Source organism: Chryseobacterium sp. 2TAF14 (genome assembly GCF_052115105.1).
Taxonomy (GTDB): domain Bacteria; phylum Bacteroidota; class Bacteroidia; order Flavobacteriales; family Weeksellaceae; genus Chryseobacterium.
On record NZ_JBFRGA010000357.1, the window covers coordinates 1 to 566 of the forward strand.

The window sequence follows — 566 nt, forward strand, 5'->3', positions numbered from 1 at the left end:
TAATAACGGAACCTATAATTATACAGTTCCTGGTGGTCTTGGAAATACCGTTAACAACGCCAGAATTATGGTAAAAGGATTAAATAATATCTTTTTTAATGTTAATTTACAGAATTTTACGATTAATTCTTCTGATGTTGTAATACCTCCTACACCAACTCCGGGAACTCCGGGTGCTGCACCTTCTCCTGTTTATGATGGTTTAATGATTTATCCTGTTCCTTCAAATGACGGTATTGTTTATATTAAATTAGATTTTCCTAGACTTGTACCACAAGCTCCGTATCCGTTTACTTATACCATTTATGCAATGGATGGAAAGCTTGTTATTCCTAAGAAAAGCCGTCTTTTCTTCTCAGAACATTTAGAAAAAATTGATTTAAGAGGCGTACCTAGCGGAACTTACATGATCGAAGTTGAATTACAGGGTGAGAAAATTGTTAAAAAATTACTCATGCTGAATAAATAATATTAAATTTTAAAAATAATAAACCCGTTAAGTAATTTAAGCTTAACGGGTTTTATTTTTTTATGAATGTCTTAAATTTTTTTAAGCATTTTTAAAT

The 566-nt window shown here is 30.7% G+C and carries 1 protein-coding gene; it reads left to right on the top strand.

Translation table 11 applies throughout. The features are described 5' to 3' along the window. Nucleotides 1-469, top strand: a 469-nt coding sequence (locus AB4Y90_RS18165; RefSeq protein WP_441558960.1) for a T9SS type A sorting domain-containing protein, incomplete at its 5' end; no start/stop codon positions are given. Nucleotides 470-566 lie beyond the last annotated feature (97 nt).